29 protein-coding genes are annotated in these 21,661 nt (G+C 43.3%); 16 read left to right on the top strand and 13 right to left on the bottom strand.

Annotated elements, in window-relative coordinates; genetic code table 11:
* The first annotated feature begins 1,655 nt into the window (after positions 1-1,655).
* Positions 1,656-2,237 carry a 3'-5' exoribonuclease gene (locus P8O70_16450; protein MDG2198434.1) on the top strand — a complete coding sequence of 194 codons (582 nt, stop codon included), beginning with the start codon at positions 1,656-1,658 and terminating at the stop codon, positions 2,235-2,237.
* A 144-nt stretch (positions 2,238-2,381) separates the two neighbouring features.
* Here the strand turns inward: P8O70_16450 and P8O70_16445 are convergent, their stop codons facing one another.
* Entirely contained in the window at positions 2,382-3,377 is a 996-nt protein-coding gene (locus P8O70_16445) for an amidohydrolase family protein (GenBank protein MDG2198433.1), read from the bottom strand.
* A gap of 65 nt (positions 3,378-3,442) precedes the next feature.
* On the opposite strand from P8O70_16445, the gene P8O70_16440 reads away from it, so the two are divergent.
* Together P8O70_16440 and P8O70_16435 are read left to right on the top strand one after the other, a co-directional pair.
* Entirely contained in the window at positions 3,443-4,375 is a 933-nt protein-coding gene (locus tag P8O70_16440) for an aldo/keto reductase (protein ID MDG2198432.1), read from the top strand.
* Positions 4,350-4,562: a hypothetical protein gene (locus tag P8O70_16435; protein ID MDG2198431.1), complete on the top strand. Its 213-nt coding sequence runs from the start codon at positions 4,350-4,352 to the stop codon at positions 4,560-4,562. Before P8O70_16440 ends, P8O70_16435 begins: the two co-directional genes overlap by 26 nt.
* 254 nt (positions 4,563-4,816) lie before the next feature.
* Here P8O70_16435 and P8O70_16430 read toward each other — a convergent pair whose 3' ends face one another.
* Positions 4,817-5,035 (bottom strand): hypothetical protein, encoded by a 219-nt coding sequence (locus tag P8O70_16430; GenBank protein ID MDG2198430.1) that lies wholly within the window; start codon positions 5,033-5,035, stop codon positions 4,817-4,819.
* A gap of 344 nt (positions 5,036-5,379) precedes the next feature.
* Here P8O70_16430 and P8O70_16425 point away from each other — a divergent pair, with 344 nt between their 5' ends.
* Together P8O70_16425 and P8O70_16420 are read left to right on the top strand one after the other, a co-directional pair.
* Positions 5,380-5,514 (top strand): hypothetical protein, encoded by a 135-nt coding sequence (locus P8O70_16425; GenBank protein ID MDG2198429.1) that lies wholly within the window; start codon positions 5,380-5,382, stop codon positions 5,512-5,514.
* Positions 5,515-5,529: 15 nt separating this feature from the next.
* Positions 5,530-5,790 carry a hypothetical protein gene (locus P8O70_16420; protein MDG2198428.1) on the top strand — a complete coding sequence of 87 codons (261 nt, stop codon included), beginning with the start codon at positions 5,530-5,532 and terminating at the stop codon, positions 5,788-5,790.
* Positions 5,791-5,859: 69 nt separating this feature from the next.
* On the opposite strand, the gene P8O70_16415 is transcribed toward P8O70_16420, so the two are convergent.
* Together P8O70_16415 and P8O70_16410 are read right to left on the bottom strand one after the other, a co-directional pair.
* The gene (locus P8O70_16415; GenBank protein MDG2198427.1) at positions 5,860-6,756 is read right to left on the bottom strand and encodes a DUF2182 domain-containing protein; all 897 of its coding nucleotides are present in this window, start codon (positions 6,754-6,756) and stop codon (positions 5,860-5,862) included.
* Between the two features lie 34 nt (positions 6,757-6,790).
* Positions 6,791-7,429: a DUF1326 domain-containing protein gene (locus tag P8O70_16410; GenBank protein ID MDG2198426.1), complete on the bottom strand. Its 639-nt coding sequence runs from the start codon at positions 7,427-7,429 to the stop codon at positions 6,791-6,793.
* A gap of 404 nt (positions 7,430-7,833) precedes the next feature.
* On the opposite strand from P8O70_16410, the gene P8O70_16405 reads away from it, so the two are divergent.
* The 4 genes from P8O70_16405 (at position 7,834) to P8O70_16390 (ending at position 10,530) form a co-directional block, all read left to right on the top strand.
* The gene (locus P8O70_16405; protein MDG2198425.1) at positions 7,834-8,565 is read left to right on the top strand and encodes a hypothetical protein; all 732 of its coding nucleotides are present in this window, start codon (positions 7,834-7,836) and stop codon (positions 8,563-8,565) included.
* A gap of 422 nt (positions 8,566-8,987) precedes the next feature.
* Positions 8,988-9,689, top strand: coding sequence for a hypothetical protein (locus P8O70_16400; GenBank protein MDG2198424.1), 702 nt, complete (start codon positions 8,988-8,990; stop codon positions 9,687-9,689).
* A gap of 10 nt (positions 9,690-9,699) precedes the next feature.
* Complete coding sequence (locus tag P8O70_16395) at positions 9,700-10,083, top strand: hypothetical protein (GenBank protein MDG2198423.1); 384 nt, start codon at positions 9,700-9,702, stop codon at positions 10,081-10,083.
* A gap of 63 nt (positions 10,084-10,146) precedes the next feature.
* Positions 10,147-10,530, top strand: a complete 384-nt coding sequence (locus P8O70_16390) for a hypothetical protein (protein ID MDG2198422.1) — start codon at positions 10,147-10,149, stop codon at positions 10,528-10,530.
* A 424-nt stretch (positions 10,531-10,954) separates the two neighbouring features.
* On the opposite strand, the gene P8O70_16385 is transcribed toward P8O70_16390, so the two are convergent.
* The 6 genes from P8O70_16385 to P8O70_16360 all read right to left on the bottom strand — a co-directional run bounded on the left by P8O70_16385 (position 10,955) and on the right by P8O70_16360 (position 15,242).
* Positions 10,955-11,326, bottom strand: coding sequence for a nuclear transport factor 2 family protein (locus P8O70_16385; protein MDG2198421.1), 372 nt, complete (start codon positions 11,324-11,326; stop codon positions 10,955-10,957).
* A 91-nt stretch (positions 11,327-11,417) separates the two neighbouring features.
* Positions 11,418-11,699, bottom strand: a complete 282-nt coding sequence (locus tag P8O70_16380) for a hypothetical protein (protein ID MDG2198420.1) — start codon at positions 11,697-11,699, stop codon at positions 11,418-11,420.
* A gap of 332 nt (positions 11,700-12,031) precedes the next feature.
* Entirely contained in the window at positions 12,032-12,472 is a 441-nt protein-coding gene (locus tag P8O70_16375) for a hypothetical protein (protein MDG2198419.1), read from the bottom strand.
* A 254-nt stretch (positions 12,473-12,726) separates the two neighbouring features.
* On the bottom strand, positions 12,727-13,014 hold the full coding sequence (locus P8O70_16370; GenBank protein MDG2198418.1) for a DUF1330 domain-containing protein: 288 nt from the start codon (positions 13,012-13,014) through the stop codon (positions 12,727-12,729).
* Between the two features lie 1,145 nt (positions 13,015-14,159).
* Positions 14,160-14,750: a hypothetical protein gene (locus tag P8O70_16365; GenBank protein ID MDG2198417.1), complete on the bottom strand. Its 591-nt coding sequence runs from the start codon at positions 14,748-14,750 to the stop codon at positions 14,160-14,162.
* Between the two features lie 315 nt (positions 14,751-15,065).
* Positions 15,066-15,242, bottom strand: coding sequence for a hypothetical protein (locus P8O70_16360; protein MDG2198416.1), 177 nt, complete (start codon positions 15,240-15,242; stop codon positions 15,066-15,068).
* A gap of 186 nt (positions 15,243-15,428) precedes the next feature.
* Between P8O70_16360 and P8O70_16355 the strand changes: the two genes are divergently transcribed.
* The gene (locus tag P8O70_16355; GenBank protein ID MDG2198415.1) at positions 15,429-16,097 is read left to right on the top strand and encodes a recombinase family protein; all 669 of its coding nucleotides are present in this window, start codon (positions 15,429-15,431) and stop codon (positions 16,095-16,097) included.
* A gap of 139 nt (positions 16,098-16,236) precedes the next feature.
* Positions 16,237-16,338 carry an excalibur calcium-binding domain-containing protein gene (locus P8O70_16350; GenBank protein MDG2198414.1) on the top strand — a complete coding sequence of 34 codons (102 nt, stop codon included), beginning with the start codon at positions 16,237-16,239 and terminating at the stop codon, positions 16,336-16,338.
* A 54-nt stretch (positions 16,339-16,392) separates the two neighbouring features.
* On the opposite strand, the gene P8O70_16345 is transcribed toward P8O70_16350, so the two are convergent.
* Complete coding sequence (locus P8O70_16345; GenBank protein ID MDG2198413.1) at positions 16,393-16,845, bottom strand: GFA family protein; 453 nt, start codon at positions 16,843-16,845, stop codon at positions 16,393-16,395.
* A 279-nt stretch (positions 16,846-17,124) separates the two neighbouring features.
* Here P8O70_16345 and P8O70_16340 point away from each other — a divergent pair, with 279 nt between their 5' ends.
* The gene (locus tag P8O70_16340) at positions 17,125-17,475 is read left to right on the top strand and encodes a cupin domain-containing protein (GenBank protein MDG2198412.1); all 351 of its coding nucleotides are present in this window, start codon (positions 17,125-17,127) and stop codon (positions 17,473-17,475) included.
* 956 nt (positions 17,476-18,431) lie between these two features.
* On the opposite strand, the gene P8O70_16335 is transcribed toward P8O70_16340, so the two are convergent.
* Positions 18,432-18,698, bottom strand: coding sequence for a hypothetical protein (locus P8O70_16335; GenBank protein MDG2198411.1), 267 nt, complete (start codon positions 18,696-18,698; stop codon positions 18,432-18,434).
* A 59-nt stretch (positions 18,699-18,757) separates the two neighbouring features.
* On the bottom strand, positions 18,758-19,075 hold the full coding sequence (locus tag P8O70_16330; GenBank protein ID MDG2198410.1) for an antibiotic biosynthesis monooxygenase: 318 nt from the start codon (positions 19,073-19,075) through the stop codon (positions 18,758-18,760).
* Between the two features lie 549 nt (positions 19,076-19,624).
* Between P8O70_16330 and P8O70_16325 the strand changes: the two genes are divergently transcribed.
* The 4 genes from P8O70_16325 to P8O70_16310 form a co-directional block, all read left to right on the top strand.
* Positions 19,625-20,368 carry a hypothetical protein gene (locus P8O70_16325; GenBank protein MDG2198409.1) on the top strand — a complete coding sequence of 248 codons (744 nt, stop codon included), beginning with the start codon at positions 19,625-19,627 and terminating at the stop codon, positions 20,366-20,368.
* A 29-nt stretch (positions 20,369-20,397) separates the two neighbouring features.
* On the top strand, positions 20,398-20,814 hold the full coding sequence (locus P8O70_16320) for a hypothetical protein (GenBank protein ID MDG2198408.1): 417 nt from the start codon (positions 20,398-20,400) through the stop codon (positions 20,812-20,814).
* A 24-nt stretch (positions 20,815-20,838) separates the two neighbouring features.
* A complete protein-coding gene (locus P8O70_16315; GenBank protein ID MDG2198407.1) occupies positions 20,839-21,339 on the top strand; it encodes an MOSC domain-containing protein in 501 nt (166 codons plus the stop codon).
* Positions 21,340-21,361: 22 nt separating this feature from the next.
* On the top strand, positions 21,362-21,661 hold a 300-nt coding region (locus tag P8O70_16310; GenBank protein MDG2198406.1), incomplete at its 3' end, for a hypothetical protein.

Below are 21,661 nucleotides of genomic sequence, written 5' to 3'. Positions count from 1 at the left end.
ATTCAACTAACTGATACTAATGCTTTATTTTTGTCCTTATGTTGGTGATTAGATAGGGACAAGATAGGGACAAATGGAGAAACAGATAGGGACAAATGGAGAAACAGGTAGGGACAGGACAGCTGAATACTAACATTACGCGCACGATAGGGAGTTTTGTCTTCTCTCTTCTGTGCTGGATCTAACGAGGAACGAGTGTGGTAGGCAGGCCCCCAAGGACTGAGCCTACCATGCAGAGTGACCGAGTTCTCTTATCCATTAATCCATAAACATCAGCAAATCATCTGCATCAATACTAACTTGTATGAAAAATTCATTCATTAGGAAAGTGATGAAAACAATCGATACATTGGACACTGAATATTCTGATTGGCAGATTGATGCCCATTTTTTCGATAAACAAAGTTCCAGTCATTGGGTACTCCTCAAACTAATGAAAGAATCAAATGGTTGGCAAAACTTCCGTCTCTGTGTTCTAGGGACAATACGAAAGAAAAGGTCATATTGGATAGCTTGGAATCCAACAGAACAAAGGTTTGCAGAGAGTTCAGAGGAAAATCATATGAATAGATACAACATAGGACTGAAGCAAAGACTGGAAGAATATCTATCTAATTCCACTGAACCACTGCAGGACAGATCCACAAAGGAAGATAGGGTATCCAATGCGATGGAAGTACTGGAACGACTGCGGACATCGAACATATTTGACAGAGCAAGGGAATCAACCCCAAAAACTTAGACCAACGGATTACTAATCCGATAGATTAATCAGGGTTAATACAGATGTTTGCTAGGATGGAGTGCAGTCAAGACCAGCTGATCACAGGAATGATCGCAAAATAATCGTAATCTGTTTTGAGTTTTGATCCAGAAGGGGAGTTTTTGGAGTGTGCAGTGATGCGAGAGAGGGTGATGGGAGCGGATCAAAGTAGTCCCAAATCTACTCTGGTTATCAATAATGTTGCCCTTTTAGTTGCCCTTGTTGGTGGTTATCACCAGTTAGGCTAGATAATATCTAGGAATTCGATTCCTAAGGTAGCAGCTGAACGGGCTGGTTGTCTTGGATAGTTAAAGACCAATAATACTGTAAAGGGAGGCAATTAGTTTAGGGTTCCAGGCACTTATCAAACCCAGTAACCACACTGTACTTCCAGTCAAAGTACTCCAGATCAAGATCCTTCTCCAACGACGGAAATTTGCAGGTGACATACAAACCTCTCATGGTGCGGGTGAACGAATACAAGCCTGAAATGTGGGAAATATCCACGCTGTCTGATATTTCCCACGAATTATTTCACTGACTGGATTTGTGAATGAAGTTCAGTGAAAGAACCACTGAATCAGCTTAGCCATTGTGTCGCAGCATATTGCTTTTGGGTTCTAATCATTTATTAAAATTTAATTATAAATATATCAAGAAATTTAAATATACAAACTAATTGATAATTGGTTGATGAGTGTTGTCTAAATTCGTAGGGAATTACTGGAAATTTATGAGTTTGATAATACCCTAACACCCCCGCATCCTTCTTCCTTTACTTCTATTGATGCGGAGGTGCTTCTTCAAAGTAAACCCTATCCTTTCTCCAATGTTTACTTCGAGTTTCGACCTATGAATTCAAATTTTTAAACGATGAGTACCAGGAGGATTTTTGATTTTATTCTATGATCTTGAAGTAACTCGTCTGCACCAGCAAACCACCCCAATGAGTATTGGATTTGTCTCGTATGATGGAACACGAGCATTTTATGCAGAATTCACTGACTATGATGAATCCCATATGGATCGTTGGCTAAAAGAAAACGTAGTCGACAGATTTATTCTTACAGACATGAGTGATCACACGTACAAAGAATCAGGCAAAACCCAATTTTTCAAAGGCGACCTAGACTGGGTAGTTTCGCATCCAAAGGGTTTAAAAAACTGGTTGCAGTCGTTTGGGGAAAAGATTGTCTTAGCAGCTTCAGGTGGAACATATGATTGGGTCGTATTCCGTACAATGATGAGAATCAAGTATGTAGAAGATATGCCGGAATATATTGATGGGTGGCCTATTGACGTGGTCAGCCTGCTACGTTGGGAAGGTTATGATCCTGAAGAAGAATATTTCAAAGAAAATTTTATAGGAGCAAGTGACCGCTCAAATAAGCACAATGCTTTAGAAGATGCTCGAGTCATAAGAGATGTCTATCTGAAGTTGGAGGCCAAGCACTCCAAGAGATATGTTCGATAATAGCTTTTTGACCTAAAGTCTTATTTAATATACCTCAATCAAAAACTAGCTTTATACTATTTAATGATTAAATTGTTGTTTGTCCTTAGAACCCAAATCGAAAACTAGCAAACCAATGGAGTCATCAGTTGTTTACCGCACTATTTAGCTTTTTAGGGAGAACAGTTTAGATGCATTTGACCCCATGATATCATCTTTTTCTTCTGGACTAACATTCATTTTATGGGCGTAATCTACCATGGAATCCATCTCAATCCAAGGATGGTCTGTAGCAAACATTAAATTCTTAGATCCAACAAATGCTTTAGCAAATTCGATAGCCTCATCAGATGGACTTACCAAATCAAAATAAATGTTCTTGAAGTAGCTTTTGATCTCTTTTTTTATATTAGCATTACCTCTTTTCTTAACTTCAATTTGTTCTTGAATCCGTCCCATGATGTAAGGGAGAATTCCACCCAAATGTGGTTGAACTATCTTTAGCTCAGGATACTTGTCAAGTGTTCCACTGAGAATGAGCCTCATCAACGCAATAGAAGTATCGACCATAAAACCCATCATTGGGATCAAGCTGTAGTCTTTGATGACCTCGCCCCATGCCGGAACTGTGGGATGTAAAACCAGGGGAATTCCTCTAGCTTCTAGTTGGGCGTAAAATTCAAAAAACTCTGGATCATCTAGGTTTTTTTCATTGATATGCGAGCTGACAAAAGCACCTTTGAAAAGATTACTTTTTTGCAAACAACGATTTAACTCAGAAATTGAATTTGTAGGATTATTGATCGCAATGTTAGCAAGCCCAAAGAATTTTTTAGGGTATTTGTTGCAGAGGCTCTCAATGTAATCATTACAGATTTGGGAGCCTACCAACCGGAGTTCTTCATCCAATAAATCTGGAGTGGGTATATTCACACTGATCAGTCCTGCATCAATCTTGGATTTCTCCATTTTTTCAAGGATCAAGCTGGGTTCATATTTTTCCAAATCTATGTAGAACGTATACATGCCATTAAAATAATCGACTGCGTATTTATTTTCTGTAATCTTTGTGCCCCTTACTTTGGATTTACTTTTACAGAGTAACTCAGCATAGTCTTTTGGAAAAACATGAGACTGTACATCCACAACTTTTATTTCCATAAAAAACTCATTTTTAACTTCTACTAGTTAGATTTCTTTATAATTATTAAATATAGGTAGGAGACATGAAATACAGAATTCTTGGAAAGACGGGCTTTGAAGTAAGTGTTATTTCCATGGGTTGTTGGGGCATCGGCGGCCAATGGGGTCCGATAGAGGAAAACCAGGCCATCCAGACGGTTGATGCTGCCTTTGATGCAGGTGTTAATCTATTTGATACCGCGGATTCCTATGGACTTGGTCAAAGTGAGTTCTACACTGGCAAGGCATTGAAGAACAAGCGTGATAAGGTCTTTATTGCCACAAAGGTTGGGAATTGGGGCCGAAGAATCGGTGACCCTGTTGGCTTGAAAAGCATTCACAGCATTATAAATTGTTGCCACGCCAGTTTATATCGGCTGGGAACAGACTACATCGATCTCTATCAATGTCATGTGGGCACTCCAGAAAATCCTGAAATTTTTGTAGAAGCTTTCGAACTATTAAAGCAACAGGGGAAGATTCGCCATTACGCGATTTCCACTAATGACATGTCTTCTCTCAAAGTGATCAATGTGGATGGTAACTGTGCGGCTTGTCAGATCAACTACTCTGTTTTAAGCCGGAGCGCAGAAAAGGACATCCTGCCTTACTGCTTGGAGAACAATATCGGTGTGCTATTACGGGGCCCAATCGCTCAGGGTTTGCTCGTGGATAAATTCTCTGCAGACACTCGCTTTACGGATTCTGTACGGCTGAAATGGAATCTGGGTGGGGATCAACATGAAAAATTCTTGAAAGAACTTGGTCGAGTCAGTCAACTCCGACAATTCGTGACCCCAGAGAAAAGCATGCTTGACTTGGCGCTGCAGTTTGTCTTAGCCAATCCGGCGGTCACCTGCCCCATTCCAGGGATGAAATCACCTGAGCAGGCAAGACTGAATGTAGTAGCAGCTGACCAGGACTTAGATGCAGATACTCTCAGAAAAATTGATGAAATCTGTCCGCCAGGCGTTTGAAACAATTCTTTCAAAAGCTTTTCTGACGCAGGATTTCATTGTGAGTGTCCCTGCTCAACAGATGCGGATGGATACGACATTCCTGCAGGAACGCAAGAAATCAAAACCCAACCCAGCAGAACCGGAGAGGCAGGTCAGTGGGATCTTCAGCACATCGGGAGAATCACTGTTTCATCGTCAAGGTTAACGCTATCACCTGCGACCTGCTCATGCGCGAGGTTGGGCAAGGTTGTTGATCTCAGCAGTCCAATGTTCACTTTTGACCAAAGTATACATTGGGGATGCTAATTGGTTCACATACAAGTAATGCCACCCTGTATATTGTACACGTGCGCACTTGAATGATTCTCCCAATACTTGATACCCATCACCTAATTAGCCGCGCACGCGATCTGTTATTTTTCTACGCTCGCTACACCAGCAAATATTGGTCTTTCATTTTTAAGCTGAAAGGAAACCACCTTTGGCCTCAATCATCATCCTGCACTTTTCTTTTGTTAATGGCTTGATTCCATGTGTTTGCACATAATCGCTGCAAACCTGAGAAACAATCTCCCAACAACCGGAGCCATTATCCTTGAGCAGAACGGCTCCTTTCTCAGGTGATGGTAGGGTTTTTTGATATCCATCACAAACATTAACAGTTGCTTCCATATACATGATTAAACCTTTGCTTTAAGTGCTAGAATTTTAAGAGATCCAACCTTGGGCTTCTTTCCAATAGCTTCCCATTGTCTTTTGATACCTAATTTGAACCAATGTTCATCAAAATAAGGTTAATGTGTACCAAGGTCAAAACTATACATTCAAGCAGTGTTATCTAATCACTTAACGAACGACCAAACTGTATCAAGCATCCATCAAGAACAGATTATTATGTTTTGTAAAACATAATAACTGGTTTTAGTCCTGCTACGTTTTAAACTTAATTTGAACGCAGCAGAACTGACTGCGGAGAGTTAGTACTGACCGTAATGCAGGTGCAAATGATCTGTGGGTAGCCAATGCCACTGAGCAAAGAAGAGTACGAAGATTTTTTGACGAGGGCGGGATTAGTCCTCGGTTTAGACAAGACCCCTCCTACTCCACAGCAGGCGAAAGTTTTGTTAGACGATTTGTACCTTCTGCTGGATCATTGAGGTATTGAGGGCACAATGCCGATCACCACATCCAAACAGGTCATCGAGGAACTGGTACTGCTGCGATCAGAGATTGCTGCAAACAGACCAGAAAGCGGGGGTACTGGCAAGACTGCTGAGGATGGAAAATCGACTGGAGGCACCGCGGGCCAGGCTAGAGCAAGAAGAACCAGACCCCCCCCATCCCGCCAAGATCATCGGGGTAGTGCTGGTGCAGATGGGTTGACCTCTCCAGCACTATTCAACAGTACTGATACCAACAGCCAGGCTGACTAATCTGTTTTGCTAATTTCCATCCAGAGTGTATCACCAAACACCCTCATACCTTTCATCGCTATCATCATCCTAGTTCACAAAGCCATTGATGATGATTCCCACTCCACCCAGGATCAGTAGACTTCCCGCAATTTTCCCGATATTGATTAAGTTTCTAGTAGGAATTAACTTTTCAAGCAGCACGTACATTGTCAGGCCTATAATCCAGTAGAGGTTCATGATCCCTCCAACGAACAAGAGTGCCATTAAAAACCAGCAGCATCCGAGGCAAAATGCACCATGTTCAACCCCCATCAGGAAAGCACCTCCATAACCTGGTCGGCGTTTCTCTGTAAGAAATTTCATTGGATTTTGACAGTGTTGCAGACAAGATTCCTTCACGGGTGTGAATTGATATAGCCCAGCTGCAATCAACACCCCTGCACCAATGATCTGACTTGTCAGTGACATCATCATCGGAGACACAAAGCCTCTCAGTTCCAGAACTGATTGTAGCAGAGTTGCCAGTAGGCTGAAAAATGCCCAAGCAGCGAGGTAACCTCCCAAGAAAGTTACTGCTAAAATGGAGGGATTCTGAGTGTGATTCGAGCGTCTCATCAAAGTGGAATACAGCAAGATGATTGATGTGACACTCGGCAGCATCATCGCAATCATCATGACCCACCACATTAGAAACACCAAAGCTGCATAGCTAGCAGACCAAACCGGTGGCATCATCATGGAAGACATACCACCGTCAAGCATGTCTTTAGAAGGCGTTTCCATCATTGATGAGCCTGAGCTACGAGAGGACATATCCTGCATGGGCATTTCACTAGCACCAAATGTCATCTCTACAGCGGACATTGACATACCGACCCCCATCAGTGTGTAAACAGCTGCAATCAGAAAAATTGCAAGCATTGCCATGCTGATGATTAGCCGATCTCTAGCTAGTAGCCTCTCAATTCCAGTACGCTCACTCATCACTACACTTCCAATAATGGAATACCAACCTGAACTAGTTTCGAATCACTCCCGAATTGTTCCAATGAATTTCACACATGTGACTGTGTGTCTGATCGTTATTAGGTAGATCAATATCACCTCCAGAGGTCTTTGTAGTGCCACTTGCCATTTCAGCGATAGTGAATTCAAAACCATTGGGATTATCAATTCTTACTCTGTGAGGATCACCAGTTACAGGATTCTTGATTGGTTCTGCCTCCACTTGGAAAACACCATCAACAACTACACGTCCAGTTCTTTCGCTAATATTGCCATTAACCTGGACCGACTTGTAAAGCGTTTCATGATGGGTCGAAGTCATTGCATTGATGACCCACTGAATTGTGGCCATTGGTTCTGTGTCATCACCAGAGAGTATTTTCTCTAAGGCAGTGCGTTGCTCGGGTGAGGCTTTTTTGTCAATTATGATCTGCCTTTCTCCATTTCCTTCATGAATGGGACCGGGCCACTTAGCTGTCATTCCAGCAGTTAAGCCATCAAGTTTTACATCACCGTAAAACCCTTTCTCAATTCTAAACCCCACTGCGGCTTCACATGTTCCTGTTGTAGGAAGTGAATTGAATTGACAAGGACAACCATAAGCACAATTGCAATTGGCTACTTCATAGCCATGAATTTCCCAAGGGGTCATGTTACCTCTATGAAATGATTCTTGTGATGATACCCAACTAATAGAGAAAAACCTCTCTTAAGACATCATCAGAAAAATTGCAAAGATTAATTCGACTCTGCAATAATTCGTGATGGAGCCGATTCCTAAAGTTCAGCCAAGGAAGACCCCCCATCTCGCCAAAACCAGCACCCGATAATACTGCAGACAGTTAGACCTCCCGACCCCCCTCCGTACCCCATACTTCAAAGACTTCGACCCCATCCCCGAAAAAATGGAAAAATTCCATATCTGAAGATGTCCAGAATCGTCATCACGCCCTTTTTTTGATTTAGCCCATAGTTTGTGTGGATTATGCAAATCCATTCCCTGTAAAGGCCCAGCGGACGACCTGGGTCGTACTATAGAACGACATGGAGGTCGACATGAGAACCATCACTGCAGCAGCAAGAGATCTGCGGGTTGGCAAGACGAGATTATACTCCTTGCTGACACAGACAGGGGTAGAACCCTTCCAGCAGGGCAAGTCAAGAATGATTGATGACGCCCAACTCCAAATCCTTCAGAACGCAATTCATCCCGCTCTAGATCTAGAAAACGACCCAGAACGTCCTTCAGGACCATTGGGACGACCTACAGAACAAGCAAAACGTTCCGCAGAGCTGTCAGAATCTTCCTCAGAACCTTACAAGGAACTGGTCCAACGCATGTCCAGTGAGATCGGCCACTTGAGGGAAATGCTGACCAGTGAACGAGCAGATCGACAGAAGAGAGAGGACGAGGTTGCAACAGAACGGCAAAATTATCAGCAGATGCTAATGGTCGTTCAGAAGGATGTTCAGAACTTACGTCATGAGAATGATCGACTCAGATTGCTGGAGTACACAAAGACTGAGACAACTGAATCAGCAAGCAAGGAAAAGATCTATAGCAGGCCACCAGCTGAGGAATTCAAAGTTCCGGAAGAACCGCCACCAACTGCTAGAAAGCAACGTGGTGGCCGATTTGTAGGACTACGGCTGCTGTCCGCAGCTGCAATTGTCGGGATTTTATTCTATGCGGCAATCAGTCACGGAGGGCAGTGGCTTTCATCATCACTGGAAAAACAAATTTCTGCAGCACTGAAGATTGCGGGGACTGAGCCAGATACACGCTGAGAGGTGGACGATTAACGCCTCTCAGTTGTCCGGTGGCAATGCTCCTCAACTAAATACATTGCCAACTTCATGTACCGGATGAAGCGATAACTCGAGAACCAGAAAGCTGCTGAGAGGCACGAATTGGATAGACGAAGAAAAATTTAGACGGGTTTCTTAACTGAAGCTGAACTAGCGAGACGCTGGGGAGGCAATTTCAGGAGAGGAAGCAACCGGCACAGACAGAATCGAAAGTTTGGCGACTGAAATTCTGAAAGGCCGGCTAATCCAGTGAACTAGGCGTTCGCTGGAAAGCATGAAATATCTGCACCAACATTTCAAGTTTTCCATGAAAACATCATCTAATTTTCACGGAAATGAAAAGTGTAGCCAGATTTCATGACTGCTTCCTCTTCTTCATACCAACTTGAAGAAGAGGCAGGATGCCACAGATCCAACTCCATCAACGACACAGTTCCCAAAAATCCCCTCGAAAGCGCCAACTCTGGGCAAATCGTTACCGTCGACTCAAGGAGTGGGTAAATTCTTTACCATCGCTGCTGATCCTTCGTGTCGAGAAACTGATCCAAGTCTTCCTCAGGCGCAAAAGTCTCCGCCTTCGACTTGCCGACAATTACCTGATTGAGCTCTGGGGCCACGTCAGTCGAGCAACCGTACAGAGAACCCTGAAGCAATTGGAGAGACTGGGTCTCCTCAAACGGATAACTGGACCTCCAAAACGTCAGGCAGATGGATCCTGGAAGCAGAACAGGCAACTCATCCTGCTCCTGCCAAAGAAGGATCCAACAGAGCATCCCTATTTAGTGTCTCACTCTGGACAACAACCGGAGATACAGGGGAACCCTGTAGAAAAGAATTCAACGCAAGGCGTGAAGCAAAGGTCTTTTGTGGACTATCTCTACGATCAGCAGAGAGTCTCAAAAGGTGCCTGGGCCTACTTCCTAAGAACTCAGGGAGCAGAACCAAGAACTTTTGGCTACCTTCTTAGTTCTATTCATCAGAAGATCCAGCATCGACCGGATGTTTTAGAGAGCATCCTGTTCGATGCTGAAGTGCAGAAACTCAGAGGGAAGCAGCTAGTCAGATTCACCGTCAGTGAAATCAAATCACGAATACCAGCATGAGGGAGGTAAAATGACTAAAGCAGAAGTGTTTGAAAAAGCGTGGAGACTGGGCTTTAAAGGTGATTTTTCTCTAGTAGATGAAATCTATCATCCAGATTATAAAGCTATTGACCATCGATTTGGAATTGAAACAAATATTGATTCAGATAAAGCAATCATTTCTACTTTTTCTAACAGTATCAAAATTGGCCCTTTCAGAACGATCTACGAAGGTGAAAAATTCTTATGCATTCATCGATATTCGAAACTGCTAGAAAGAGAGAATTTGTGTGTGGCAATTATTAATGCCGTTACTTACAGAGACAGCAAAATTATTACTCAAGAAAGTGTAGTTGAATATCTGGATTATGATCCTGCAGAAAATCAGGACTGGAACTGGGAAGATTACGAGTGATTAGTTTGGGGAGACTACACCATCGCAGGAATCAAATCATGGACACCAGCATAAGGAGAGGTAATGACGAAAGGAGAACAAATAGACACTGCTTGGTGGCTCGGTTTTCGTGGTGACTACTCATTGATTGAGGAAATGATACGCCCTGAATATCTATGCTTGGATCATAGGATGGAGCTAGAGGCAAATTTTGAATCAGAAAAGGTTTTAATGAAAACAATGTCGAGTATGGTCGCTTCTGGGCCTTGCAAAATTCTCTATGAAAATGAGGAGATTGTTGTTACTCGATGGTTTTCAAAATTTAATGAGACAGACCTAAGATACATTGCAGTTATGTCCACCTTTCATGTCAGAGAAGGAAAGATATTGCGACAAGAAGTTGTCAGAGAACTTTTGGATTATGATCCAAGTGAAGGCCAAGACTGGAACTGGGAAGATTACGAGTGATTAGGTTGGTGGGCCACACCATCACAGAAATCAAGGCAAGGATATTATGAATTTATTCGTGACCATGGCCATTATTAGTTTCTTATTTTTACAAGCATCTTGTGGTGCCTTGCTGAATTGTGAATCAAGAAATGCGTGGGACCGAGAATATAATGGTGGATCTGTTTTTCAGAAGTGTGTGAATTACCGAGATAAGGAGCAAGGTAGATTGTACGATCGTTTATTTTGATAATGAGCTGGGGACTCCCTCACCCTCTCAAGATTGGGTTGGTGGGCTTTGGTGCGTTGAAGAATTTCTGCATGGATTGGATTCGCATCATTCAAGAGGCAATGTTTTGCGTGGTGCAGTGATGCGATCAGGAGCAAGGAGCAGATCAAGCCAGCTCCTGGTTAACTCGCACAACACAAATCCAGCTTTTATGACTTAGATTTGAATCGCCTCAGCTGCTAATTGACTATCATCATGGACATTGAACTCCATCAGCAATCCATCTTTTACGACAAAATGATGAACCGCCCGAGCTACTGAGTTTTGATAAGTGACTTTGAGAAACACAACTACATCAGAGTCATTCGAGACGACTTTCTCAATGTCCATACCCATGCCGGGATAGGCAGTATTCAGTTTGGATAAGTTTCCTTCATTGAACGCATCAAATCCAACATACTCGCCGGATAAAGCATGCTTACCATTTACAATGACTTTGCATTCTGGATGGAAAAGCTTTGCAAAGGCTTCCATATTTCCCTGCCCGAAGGCGGCATAACCTCCCAAGACGGTTTCCTCGGCTGTCACATTCAAATCTCGCTTTGCTGTTGTTAGTAAGAAATGGCTTTTTCACCTGACTGCAATTGTTCTTGATATAGTGACCCAATCTCATGGTTATCTACTTCGATAGAGTGACCTCTCCAACATGAGTAGTCATTTGTTTTATGCGATTCTTGTGCTTCTCTGCGAATTCCTTGCGGGCTCCATTTCCTGTTTTTTCAATCGTTGCCTGGTCAGAATAAACTGAATTACTGACCAATGTTGTTGGGCTAATTCTTGAGTTAAGGGTTAGTGTGCATTCAGGAAACATCGAGTCAAAGTTTTCGATATAGTCAGCTAACAATGAATCAGCATCTTCCTTCGTATGTGTTTCAAGAATTGTTGTTCTGCAGATACTCATAGCGACTCCTTGTTGAAATTTAAGCAAGCAAATGTCAGAGCTCAGAGCTGGATTACTCTTCACAATCGAACTTATCAACCCAAAGATAGACAGAGTCAAGAAAACGAACTCGGATATGCTCGCTAATTTGATAAAAAAAGATATTACATTTTTCTAATCTGCTACTGTCCTAACACCTCCGCATCCTTCTCCCTTCACTTCCAGTGATGCGGAGGTGCTGCTTCGAAATCTGCTCTACGCTATTTCCCAAGTATTTACTTTCTTAAGACCAGTTCAGTCGGTGGGATATTGCCAAGGGAAGATGGGATCCAATCTAGGATCCCAAGGAAATGTTATCGAGGAGAAGTAGCAACCGATGTAAAGGTGGTAAATTTTACATCACTTGGCTTGACCCCAGAAAGTTTGACTGTATTCATCCGGAATTTTGCTATTGCATCACAGACTCCGGCTGGGTGCTTTGGATCAAGCACAGCTTTTTGATCACGGATGTAAGATTCCTTAGTAGGCCAACGCATGACCAGTGTCCCATTTCCTGCTTCATCCACGAGTAAATCCATGGACATTCGTTGGGAAAGGAAGCATTCAGAAGCAAACCATGTTTGCGCAATCGCTCTCAGTTCTGAATGTTGTTGCGGAGTAAACTTTACGCCCGTAGCCATGAAGACTACTGGCATCCCTGCAATCAAATGTCCTGTATCTTCTTCGTGAAATGCAAATACAGCAGGGGCGCTAATTATGGCTGCAGTCATCATTGCGAGGAATTTCTTTTTCATTGAGGTTCCTTGTTGAGCTCGATTTGAAAAAAATCAGTTTGAGTCCAAAGGGTTGTTGTTAAAAAATTAGAACAACGCGAAGAGAATCAACTGGAAGGTAGTCAAAAGGCAAGCATAAGGTGAATACTGGGCTAAATTATCAGCACCAATTTTCAGTATTAGATGTCTGATCAGTTAGTGGGAAGGAATAGGGGACTGACTCCACAGTATTTCTGAAACCTAACATTCTGGTGGAGTCAATATTGAGATATCAGTCAGAAAGATTCTGCTACAGCAAATCGAATGACTGCAGCTTCATCACGAAGTGAAATGAGGGCCTTGTACTCATCAGAGTTATACCAAGAATCAATAGCTGCAGAGTCAGGGAATTCAAATAATGCAATAACTTGATGGGGTATAGGGCCGTGAATTACTTTTTCGACTTTTGCACGTAGCATCAACTTGCCGCCGTATGGCTCCATTGATGCGATTGCCTTGGGCGAATACTCCTTAAACTTCTCTGGATCTTTCATTTCAACGGTTGCTGATAATACTGTAGACATGAGACCTCGCACTACTTCTTAAGGTTATTGCATCATTCGATTTTTCTACTTGGAAATGGCTCCAAGATTTGGAGTCTGACCAAGAATCCTTGAGATGGTAGTCAAAAGACAAGCAAAGTTTAAGTGCTGACTCCACTCACTATTTGAATGTTCACCTTTGCACAAAGTAAACATTAGACAAATCCAGAAAACTCAGTGATTATCTGGTCTGCAGGGAATCCGATGGAACAACACCCAAAACAGACCCCAATTGTTACCAAATATATTTATTATTAAATAATATTAGGCAGATAAAGATTGGATGTCCTGCAAGAGCTGTTGTTGTTGAGTTGGAACCTTTGGACTAGCAGATTCACTTTGAGGAGTGCCTGCTGATTTACGTTTAGAGAATGAAGTCCATCCTAATATTTTGAATTTAAAAGATCTGATTGCTTTCACGTTTTTCTCTCTGGGCTGAGGAAATGACTTTTTGATTTTGATCTTGTCAAAATCTTGATTGAACCTTGTTTTGAATCTATCGAATGATTTGGTTCTTGGGGAGGACGACTGGAGGAGAGATAGTGTAGAAAGTTCTAAAATCAAAGACTACCGGATTAAAGATCCGATGGTGGTTAGCCGGAGTTAGTCAGCGGGCAGGTGTAGAGGAAGGTGTGATCCAGTTGAACTAGATCCCAGCTGTTGTCCAAAATCTTAAATACTTTGGAGTCAATTCAGAAAATTAGCTTGTCACCCTTCGAGGGATATAAAAATAACGGTGGAAGGATCTATGCCCACTTCATCCACATAGGTTGGGTGTGCATCAAACATTTTTTGAGGAGCATCAGGCGAATCGTTATCTTCCACAATGTATACTCACCCACTCTCTTCATGAAAGCCGTAACCAATAAAATTAATTCCGTAATTTTCTCGGATAGTTTTGTAATGATCACTCTCAATGCACTTTTTCCAATGATCGTATCCCTTGGTAAGTTTAACACTTGCAATAGTCTTCATCGGGTTTCTCAGGGCTATTTTTGTGAATTTTTGTTTTAAGAGTCATGATACTAGGAGATCAAATCTTTACTAATCGGCAATCAAGAAACAAATCTTATTTAATTGATAGGTAGCACCACCAAAAATCAAATCTTAGACCACCAGATTGTTGATCAGAAGGTTAAACCAAATCCAGCTGAAACAATTTTGGATTTGATCCAACCGTGCCTCTTAACACCGTCAGCTGTTGTAATATCTGCAGATGTGAATTCAGAGCGGTACCCGACTAAAGCCTCAACACCACCAAAATCATAGCCAGCATTAATCGCCCAGGCAGAACCGTGGTAAGAGTCCACGGTTGTTGTTTCACTTTTACCAGAGTATTCCCTCTCTCCATCTGACTGCCCTATCTGATAGCCCAAGACAAATTGAGCTGTTAATTCAGAACCCACAGTATAGGAAAGATCAAAAAAAGTTTGAGTAAATGTTGATTTGAATTCAATCGTGGTAGTAGATTCCACATAATTTATACCATTTACAATGGTGGTAGACGTATAGCCTAACCCCAATCCACTACCAGTGACATAGTTCAAATTATATCCTGAAGGATCGTAAGATTCCTGAGTGTTGGTTGATGCCAACTCAGCCTCATTACTAGCTGAAACTGGAATCATCAATCGGAGACGACTCACATCAGCTGCTGATGTGTATTGGGCTCCAAAGATTAATGTAAAAAACAAAATAGCAGTAAATAGCCTCATCATAACCTACTCCATTGTTAGAATGGTGGTCACTTGTTTTTGCACTTTAGAGATCAATGATCCCAAACCGCCGTGCCTATTTTAAACACTAAACCAAGATCAGAATTAACAGTTGGATAGGGGTAGCCGGCAGGGATCTGGATCTCATAGGATCTCCAGTTTTTAAGACGGTCGGCCGAAGTTGTACTCGGGTGAAGCGACACAGCTCTACTGTGGGTCATGCAAGGGGCTTTCCCCTATTACTCGACAACTGTAGATCAGGAATAGTGGAGCAACGGATGAATAGTCTGATAGATTGATCAGGGTTAATGCAGATGTTTACTGGGATGGAGTGTAGTCAAGACCAGCAGATAGCAGGAATGATTGCAAAATAATCGGAATCTGTTTTGAGTTTTGATCCAGAATGCGAGTTTCGCTTCCTCCAGAAGGGAAGGGTTCGGAGGGTGCAGTGATGCAGGTATATGTTCGATAATGTGATGTAAGACCTTCATCCATTATCACTGCACTACTGACCCTTTGATCCGAAGTCAAATGCTCTATCACTGGTTCTAGTCTCAGAGTACGATATACTTTGTCAATAATGCTCAAACAAAGTTGACAAATAATATTGACTTTGACCATTAATTATCTGATATTGGATGCCATCATTTCTGTTTTAAACAGTCCCAATGGAGGCATTCAATGCAACGAGTCGCAGCATATTTCCGAACATCCAGCGCAGCCAACAAGGATGGGGATTCACTCCCTCGCCAGTTGAGTGCTGTGCAGGACTATGCCGTAAGGAACCAGATGTCCATCGAAGTGACCCGTCACGATGTCAAGACCGGCAACAGTGCCATTGAGGAACGTGCTGGATTTGCGGATCTGATTGCAGAATGCCAGCAACGCGAACTGACTGTGATCCTGGTTGAGAATGCCAGTCGATTCAGTCGGGATCTGATTCATCAGGAAATGGGAGTCGAGCAACTGCAGAAGTTGGGCATCCATCTGATCCCTGTCGATAGTCCTGAGTATTTCAGTGAAGAAACACCATCACGGGTACTGATTCGTCAGGTGATGGGTGCAGTCTCCCAGTTTGAAAAGGGCAACCTGGTTGCCAAACTGAAACGAGCTCGTGATCAGAAACGATTGGAGACAGGCAGGAAGGTTGGAGGACGGCAAAGTTTTGCTGAACTGGATCCGCAGTTGGTCACAAACGCAAAACGCATTGCCCGACAGGTATCGAAGACCCGACCAGGCAAGACCAAGTCACTGCGGGAGGTGGCCCAGACCCTTCACGATCAGGGACATACGGACAAGGTACTGTCTGCCCAGAGTGTCAGTAATTTATTGAAACAGAAAGTGGCTTAGGTACTACGATGCGACATCCTTCTGATGGATCATTGAGGTACTGAGAGTAAGAAGAACCAGACCCCCCCATCCCACCAAAATCATTGGCGCAGTGATGGTGCAGACCCTTTGACCTCTCCGACCAATTTCCTGCATCCCAATGAAGAACTACGAAGAAACTAGGGCCTACCTCACCCAGTGCAACATTCAGATTCTGGATCGTGATGGGGATGGAGTACCCTGTGTGACGTTGTGTGATTGAGCAGGGATGAGAGTCTCATCACGGAGTCATTGTTCATAGTGATGCTGGCAGTTTTCAAGCACGTTGATCTAAGTTTTCCATTAATGCTTGCATTCTCTCTAAAACTGCAGCCTCTTCGAAGGACTCTTGGATACAACCGTTATCCCGGAGCCATCTCATTTTGTATTTTGTGAAAATTTCACCCTTGGGTTCGAATTCGAGAGAATTATCAAAGGAACCTAGGAGGACGTATATCATTCCTCCAAAAGATTCCGGTTCTGCGTAGATCCTGGTGCCACATGTTGAACAAGAATGTAGATGAACAGGCATTCCACTACCACCATTGAAGGTGTATTCATAGGTTTCACCATTGATTTCAGGCTCATTTTCACCAAACATAGCACCGACAGACATTGTTCCGTACAAGCGTCTACAACGAGTACAGTTGCACTGTCCTACTAGCAATGGGTCATACTCCGTAGTAAATCTAACTTTTCCACAGTGACATCCACCTTGATGCTTGATCATAGAGTCTCCAAGTTGGTCAGTTATTCAAGTAAGCGTTAGTACAATTGCTTCCTGCAAAATGGTAGGAGTGCTGACTTATCCCATCGCAGGTAGTTGAAGTCAAGCCCCCCACTACCCGTCAAAACAAGTCCTCGATCCTGCTGCAGACGTGGTGAACCTTCCTAATCTTTTCACTATTTGATTGCTTCGTTATTCTAACCCTGCGAGAAGATAAGTTGTGTGAAGCAGTAGTCCTGCAAAAAGGCTCGATGAAATTTCTAACTTTTTTTGAGGAAAACAATGGCATCCATTGAAGTAAAGAACTTTACCAATGGCGCTGATGAAGTCAGCACTCCAAGCAATGCCCGGGTGGAGACAGTAAATGTAGGTGGTCAAAGAGTAATCAAAGTAACTGTCCAGCCCGGCTGGAAATGGTCAAAGGATATCAAACCGATTGTCGGGACAGAAAGCTGTCAAGCCAGGCATATCGGCGTCATTGTCGAGGGCACAGTAACCTGTCGTCATAACGATGGCACTGAGGAGACTTACTCTGGTGGTGACGCTTATGCGATTGAACCAGGGCATGATGCATGGGTTGTTGGGGACAAGCCTGCCGTTGGTTACGAATTTCATGGTGCTTGGGAAGTGTAAAATTTATAAACTTCAGAAATAATCATGGAAACTTGAACACTAATCAACGGATCATTGTTTCCCTCAACAGAAAAACATTTGCGGCTTTTTGTATTTGATACGAATGTCTGGAGAGAAATACGATAATGTAGGGCAGATCTCAAGAATTTGATTACTCCCCCCATCCCATTAAAATCAGAGGGGTAGTGCTGGCTCAGAGACATTGACCCTAAGACGACTGACGTATCAACTACATTGCCCGTTGACGACGAAGTCGAGTACTTTGTGGCTTAATCAACGCTAAAAGCACAGACACTGGAGCACCTGGTGGCAGCGCTGTCAATGCGACGGCTACCGATCAACAGGTGAACAGTTATTGCGAATCAAGCGTGGCAGCGCTGTAGACGCAGCTGAAAGGGCTGGGCGCCTTGAAGCAAGAAAAGCAGATAGTCGCTTGAAGGATTGGGCTGCAACAGCAGTTAGACGACTACAATGAGCGAGGGGATATTAGCGGTTAGTAGAGGGGAAGCTCGAGTCAGTGAGCTTCCCCCAGAGGACGTTCATGAAGTAGTACAGAGAAATAAAATGTCTGAGAAAAAGTCCCTGTACTAATCGTGAAATTCACTGAACATATTTTTTTTTCGTATCAGTGAATGGCAGACCTTGTTCAGTTTGGCTAGTGCTAGCTGATCGCATACTCATTCAGCTGAATGTTAGCGTATCGCTTGGGTCTTCCGAGCCGGATAGTGGACTCCTAACGTTCAGTAGTCAAGCGAAGTCCCAGATAATGAGTCGAATCACTGCCCCAATGTATACTTTCCTAAAATTAGTATACATTCAGTAAAGCCCACCAATCCCAGTGAATCTCTGACTTAGAGGAGATTTACTTGCCAATGGTTAAAACGAACTCCCCAATTGTTACCAAATCATGAATCTTATAAATTTTTTTTTAAGATGCTAGAGATCCCTGCAATTGGTCAATCTTCCAGTGCAACTACCTGTAAAGTCGATGGATCTATTCCAACCTCATCTACGTAATTTGGATTGTTTGCAAGAAATTTTGCTCCTGACTCGGCTGACTCTAATTCCTCAACTATGAAAACTCGTCCAGTCTCTTCTTGGTAGCCGTATTCTAGAAAAAAGATGCCAGAGTCTTCTCGAGTTTTCTTGTGATCCTCACTTTCAATTGCATTTTTCCAGTGTTCATATCCTTTGGTCACTTTGGCACTTGCGATAATTTTCATTTGATTCTCCAAAATTATTGATTTTCAAAAATTAACTCTTAATCTCCCATGGAATATCACTACAATGATTTATTCATTTCGGAAAATGTGACTTGTAGCCAATCTTCCTCCACCAGAGGAAGGAGACGTCCCATCCAACCGTTTTCATCCCTCACTGTTTGCTGCAATTCAAGGTATGCATCCCAATCTTCTTTAGAACTCCATAACTCAGTTAATAGGATGTGATTAGGATTGTCGTGTGAAATAGATCTCTCTAATCTTTCACAACCCTTTTGTGATGCTGTGTAAGCATTGCCATAAGGCTCATCAACCAATTGCATCACCTGATTAAGATTGCCTTCCTTCACTTTTATCGTAATCCAGACCATCATTGCCATATTGACTCTTTTTAATTAAAGACATTTGAACAATAATTTGATTAAATCCCTGCTAGTTGGGAGGCATCATTTTGATACGGTATTGCCAATTTTTTGTCAATATTTTTGATGAACAAAAATTCTTGATTCTTTTGACGTCTGCTTAAAATATCTTGAAGATAAGACCAAAGTTTAAAACCACCGGATTGTTAATCCGATAGATTGATCAGAGTTAATGCAGATGTTTGCTGGGACAGAGTGCAGTCAAGACCTGCAGATCACAGGAAGGTTTCGGAGGGTGCAGTGATGCAGGTATGAGTTTGATAAAATGAAAAATTGAACTGGTGAAGATTCTGAGGCGTTTTGAAGTGTTCTGGACTCGTCGGAACGTGTCTGGACTCGTCGGAACTCGCGGTACGAATGGAAGAGGCTTAAATACCAACAGGAATGTCAATTGCAGCAAATGGGTTATGACCACTCGTCCAAACTGTTCCGAATCGTCGGAACGTGTCTGGACTCGTCGGAATGTTTTAAAACGGTTGGAACCGAACCTCCGAAAGGCAGGAAGCCATGCAATCCATTAGCGAAGCCGCCGCCCATTTGCAGGTTGGCAAATCACGTCTCTACGCTCTTCTGAAAGATCACCGAATCGAACCATGCAAGAACGGCCGGCGCAAGGAACTCAGTGATGAGCAGGTTGAGCAGCTTGTGCGAATCATTGCCGCAGGAGAGCCAGCCCCCATTTGGGAATCAATGCCTCCCGACGAACCACTTCCATCAGATAGAAAAACGCAACCAGCTGAAGAACCAGCAGCAATGATACTGGTAGAAGAATTACGCAATCAGAATCAGGTGTTGTTGGAGCAGCTGCACCACGAGCAGGATGAACGAAAGGCCGAACGGCAAGAACGAGAGAATTACCAGCAAATGCTTGCGGCAATGCAGCAGAATAATCACAAGCTTCTGCAGGAGAACAATCGCCTGCAACTGGAATTACTGGAAGCACCAAAGCAGTCCAAGTTTGATGTCGATTCAGCCGCAGAGGATGTCGAAGATTCAGTAGACATCAGTACTACAACGCCTGCCGCTTCAGCAGCGCAGCCGATGGAGTACACTCCGAGGAGTACCAGTAGCTGGGGTCTGGGGATTGGCTTGGGTGCTGTTGCTGCGGCCATCATATTCTATGTGCTGGTCGGTGATCAGGGAGCCAAGTTCTTCCCAAACATCCAGCAGAAGCTAGTGGGTGCATTGGACATGACGGATACAACTTCCATTGTGCCTTATCAGTTTGATGCGGGTGGTGGGTTGCGTTAAATTACAGAAACTCAATTAGAGGAAACAAAATGAAAGTTAGTTTGATATTGAAAATTGTTGGTGCATTACATGTCGCCGTTGGAGGTATGCTGATTTACCTGCTTTTGTTTGCACATGAAATGTTAATGGAGAGTATGGGGGCAGATGTTTCCTTAAAAACTTTCAAAACTGTGCAATCAACAGCGGATGTGGTTGGTGCATTAAACGTAGGGATAGGGCTTTTGCTGATATTTTGTAGCTATATTAAAGATTTATCTTCAGCAAAAAAAGTGCTTATTGGTGAAATTGCTTTGATGTTCTGTATGTTATGTGTGGCTTTATTTAATACTTTTTCCACCTATTGGGCGCCAGAGTTACCGGGATATACTGGCCCACCTCCACCATTTTGGCTGCTGCTGGTTATCAATCCCTCATTGTGCGCTTATGGCTACTTTAAAGGTAAATAATTTTTGGAAAGCAGGTACTGGAAGATGAGCTATAACGAAACTCTTGAGAGGCAGTACCTCCGCAGCATCCCTCAACAGGGCAAAGTAGAATGGATTGGAATTCGTACCAAGCGCCTGTTGGAGGTTCATTCTGTCAGTGAAGTCACCGCCAACTCAGACACAGGGCTCGAGGGTGATCACTTTAAGAAGTCGAGTACCGGCAAACGCCAAGTCACACTGATTCAGCAGGAACACCTAGACGTAGTGGCCAGAATACTGGGCAAGAGTGAGATTCCACCAGAGTTGCTGCGGCGGAACATTGTGGTTTCGGGGATCAACCTTCTGGCCTTGAAGCATCAGCAATTCCAAGTTGGAGAAGTACTGCTAGAAACCACAGGCATCTGTGCACCCTGCAGCAGAATGGAAGAGAATCTAGGGGCTGGGGGTTACAACAGCATGCGTGGGCATGGAGGCATTACAGCTAAGATAATCCAAGGTGGACAGATTCAGATTGGGGATATTGTGCGGTTGGCCTTGATGTCTTAGTGGCTGAGCATTGTGAAATGGCTTGGATAGATCTACAGTTGTGCAGCAATCAAAAGCTGTAAACACTCAACCAGCGTGGGGCACTATGCCAATCACCATCGACGAGATTGTAAAGCGAGGGAAGCAGCATAAACAACTAATGACGCTGGCAGAAAAGCAGGAAATCGCTGATCTGGCTCGAGGAATTGGGCCGCAGGGTCAGTGGGAAGAACTAATTCAGGAACTCCAAGCAGATCCCGAACCACAGGAAGTGTTTGAGGATAGTTACTTGATAGCCGGACAGTCAGAAGCAGCAGGCTTTTACATTAGTTGTTTATGCTGC

This window comes from SAR324 cluster bacterium, from assembly GCA_029245725.1.
Taxonomy (GTDB): domain Bacteria; phylum SAR324; class SAR324; order SAR324; family NAC60-12; genus JCVI-SCAAA005.
The sequence above is the reverse complement of the archived record's forward strand: the minus strand, read 5'-3'. Positions and strand labels throughout refer to the sequence as shown.